The following is a 3,316-nucleotide window of genomic DNA, read 5'->3' as shown; positions in this document are numbered from 1 at the left end:
CTCCGGCGACAACCGCTTCTCACTCTTACGTGGAGTCACAGCCCCAGATGTCATCACTCACAGTGCCCATCCCGCCGGACCTCAGCCCGGCGTGTCGGGCCAGAAACACCGATCTTGAAACAGTCCCCCAGACAGCTCCACAGCCCGACCCGGTCTTGGTGTCCTTCTCCTGGCCCACGCCGCGGAGCTTTGTGTAGCTGCGGCGGATCTCGATGATTCCTTCGTCGAGGTCGACGCGGGACCAGCGGAGGGCGCAGGCTTCGCCGCGGCGGATGCCGGTGGTCATGACCAGCCAGACGAGGGTTCCCCAGTCTTCGTGGAGCGCGAAGGCCTTCTCGACGAGGCGGGCAGCCTCGGCGGGTGAGGGCGCCCGCTCGCGCGGCAAACGAGAACATGTTGTACGAACAGGGAACAGAGTGGACCGAGGGGCGGCTCGACCTTCGCCACGATCGCAACAGGAGCCACTGACTCAAAGGGATCCCTTCGTGGGACGGGTCTGGTCGTGGCTCCACCGCCGTCTGGCGAGCGGCACGCAAAGGCGACGTCCAAGACTTCATCGACTGGCTGCTGGCACTCGATGGCCGCTCCCCGCAAACCCTAGCGGTGAGCTGTCCGGGATGGCTGGTCCGCGCGCGCCCGCCGGCTGGGCTGACTCACGTTCTCCCGCACAATCGCGAACTGCCGCCCCACTTCGCGAAGTGGGCCGAGGCAGGGCGGGTGCTGATCTGGCCGCAGGATGGGTGGCAAGTCGGGTGGCCACGCCGCAGGAGGTCAACGCTCGAGCTCGCACCATCGCCTGGCAGGCGGCCTCGGCCGCGGCACGCGCCGCGGCCGATCCGGCGCGGCCCCCCGGCGACCACGGCCGCCCCTGCGGCCCGTCCGTATTTCAGCGCTTTCCCGGCTTTGGTCACGCCCCGGATGACAACGCCATTCGGCACCCCACGCCGCGGATTCGGCGCGTCCGCACAACGCGCGGGTGGAAGATCGTCATCCATCAGGACCGGAAGAATAGACACCAAACAGAGGCTGGAATCTAATCCTTACGCCACGGAAGTGGTTCCAACGTTTCGCGCGATACTCGCCACCAGTGTGAATTGTGGCCGTAGTAAATGTTGTGCGCCCAATAGGCCGGTTCTTCATGGCCGAGCATATCATCGAAATTGGGATTATAGATGTCCCAATGACTGGTCTCATAATTGACGCGCCCAATAGCTTCTTCTTCAGTGATACCAAACTCGGCAACCATGTACTTAACAATCTCGCAGAAGTAGTCACGAGCGAAATCGCTAATCCAGGAGCAGTGCTCGATCACCGAAGATACCTGCTCAGCATCGTCACTGCGGCGCTCGTGTGGAACGTCACCTGGTTGCCTCATGGCCGTCCCGTACCTCCATTCCTGAGATTGGACACGTTGCCCACCATCGGACCCTCCACCATATCATAATGATGGAGAGCTCCACCGGAACGGTGATGCAGCGTGAACTCCCGCCACGCGTCATCCGCCTCGACGAAGGTTCTCGAGGTCAGGGCTTCCAACTCAAAAACAGGAACTCTGAAATGCAGGACCGCAGGTACGTCCTTGTCCCGATTCGCCTGCCTAATCGCCCAATCAACTGCCTGTTTCGGATCGCGCGTCGTGTAGAAACCTTGACCGAAGTCCAGGTCAGGTCGACCGGCACGATGATTGATTCCGTTCGCTCTGACTTTATGTGCATCAGTTGCTGTAGTCCCGTGGTAGAGATCGATGAAGTTGTCCGGAACTGTGCCGCCCGTTGACAGGTTGGCTGTGGTGGCGGTTGTCGGGTCGGTGGCAGGGGTGAATGGGCCGGCATCGGCTGCCGCTCGGCCTTGTGCGCCGTTGGCGGGGTCGAGGACCTTGAGGTTGATGACGGGTTGGTTGTTGGCGGCCTCGAGGCTGGCTCTCATGCTGGGTGAGAGCGACGGCGAGAGAGGTGGCCGCGCTGCAGGAGTCAGCGCTCGGGCTCGCACCATCGCCTGGCGGGCGGCCTGGCGGGCGGCCTCGGCCGCAGCGCGCGCTGCTGCGGCCGCAGCAGCGGATCCGGCGCGACCCCCGGCGGAGAGGGCCGCCCCTGCGGCCCGTCCGTACTTCAGCGATTTCCCGGCTTTGGTCGCGCCTCGCACGACGGCGCCACTCGGCACCCCACGCCGCGGGCTCGGAGCATCCGCACGGCGTGCAGGTGGGAGGTCTCCGTCGAATCGCGATCGCGGCGGCGGCGCGGAGACGTGGCCACGTGGCATCGGTACGTTGTCGGCGCCGCGCACGGCACCGGCCACTGCCCGACCAGCGGTGCTGGCCGCCTTGGCGGCCTTACCCCATGGGGTGAAGCCGGCGACCGCCCACCCGCATGCGCTCCACGAGCCGTTGACGCAACCGGCGATGTCGTTGTAACCGGAGACCTCCTTGACGACGTCCCAGACCTTGCCCCAGAACAGACCACTTGGATCCAGGGCGGTCAGGGGGTCTCCGCCGGCGTAGGCGTATCGGTTCGTGTTCCCGATGTCTCGTGGGTCCAGCGTTGCGACGTCCCGGGAGGCTAACCCGCCCGTGGTCGGCTGGTACCAGCGGGCGCCCATGTTCACGTTGCCCGTGCCCGGGTCGGTGTACTGGTGCTGATATCCCAGGGCCGTTTGCGTGCCGGCTGATGCCGTGATTTCGCCGAAGGGGCTGTAGCTGCGCGACCCGATGACAGCACCCGTCGTGGGATTCACGAGCGCGGTGAGGTCGGTGTGCAGATCGGCGACCGCGATCGATGCGGTGGTGCCTTGGGGTCTGCTCAGGGTCTGGTTGACACCTCACCTGTGAGGTTCCGGCCTCGCCTGGAAGGATGTCATCGTGCCCAAGCCCTATCCCCGCGAGTTCCGTGACGACGTGGTCGCCGTGGCCCGTCGCGGCGAGACCCCGTTGAAGCAGGTCGCCGAAGACTTCGGGATCTCCGAGTCCTGCCTGGCCAACTGGCTGCGCGCCGCCGACGTCGAGGACGGCACCCGGCCCGGCGTAACCCGCGAGGAGTCCGCTGAGCTGCGCGAACTGTGTAAACGCAACCGGCTGCTGGAGCAGGAGAACGAGGTCCTGCGCAAAGCCGCCGCCTACCTCGCGCAGGGCAACCTGCCGGGAAAATAGCCTTCCCGCTCGTCCGTGAACTGGCCGCGGCCGGCGCCCCTGTGCGAGTGCCGGTCGCGGTGACGTGCAGGGTGCTGGGTATCTCCCGGCAGGCCTACTACCAGTGGCTTCGCGATCCGGTCTCGCAGCGGGACTGGGATGACGCCCATTTGATCAATGCCGCCCTCGACATTC

General features: G+C 65.4%; 3 protein-coding genes and 1 pseudogene. 1 reads left to right on the top strand and 3 read right to left on the bottom strand.

Annotated elements, in window-relative coordinates; all coding sequences use genetic code 11:
• Positions 1 to 25: 25 nt before the first annotated feature.
• The 3 genes from D0D15_RS37485 to D0D15_RS35465 all read right to left on the bottom strand — a co-directional run bounded on the left by D0D15_RS37485 (position 26) and on the right by D0D15_RS35465 (position 2,730).
• The gene (locus D0D15_RS37485; RefSeq protein ID WP_240325331.1) at positions 26 to 385 is read right to left on the bottom strand and encodes a site-specific integrase; all 360 of its coding nucleotides are present in this window, start codon (positions 383 to 385) and stop codon (positions 26 to 28) included.
• Between the two features lie 648 nt (positions 386 to 1,033).
• The gene (locus D0D15_RS36185) at positions 1,034 to 1,375 is read right to left on the bottom strand and encodes a hypothetical protein (protein WP_143266179.1); all 342 of its coding nucleotides are present in this window, start codon (positions 1,373 to 1,375) and stop codon (positions 1,034 to 1,036) included.
• Positions 1,372 to 2,730, bottom strand: a complete 1,359-nt coding sequence (locus D0D15_RS35465) for a DUF3990 domain-containing protein (protein ID WP_094005012.1) — start codon at positions 2,728 to 2,730, stop codon at positions 1,372 to 1,374. Before D0D15_RS35465 ends, D0D15_RS36185 begins: the two co-directional genes overlap by 4 nt.
• A gap of 124 nt (positions 2,731 to 2,854) precedes the next feature.
• Here D0D15_RS35465 and D0D15_RS37480 point away from each other — a divergent pair.
• Positions 2,855 to 3,316 (top strand): annotated as a pseudogene (locus tag D0D15_RS37480) (transposase); the annotation flags it as partial.

It is taken from the genome of Amycolatopsis thermalba, assembly GCF_003385215.1.
Lineage (GTDB): Bacteria > Actinomycetota > Actinomycetes > Mycobacteriales > Pseudonocardiaceae > Amycolatopsis_E > Amycolatopsis_E thermalba.
Note: the sequence above shows the minus strand (reverse complement) of the source record. Positions and strands in the feature narration are given on the sequence as shown.

Bases quoted from the DNA above. Each gene is read 5' to 3' on its own strand.
- D0D15_RS36185 (WP_143266179.1), bottom strand. From the start codon at position 1,375: ATGAGGCAACCAGGTGACGTTCCACACGAGCGCCGCAGTGACGATGCT.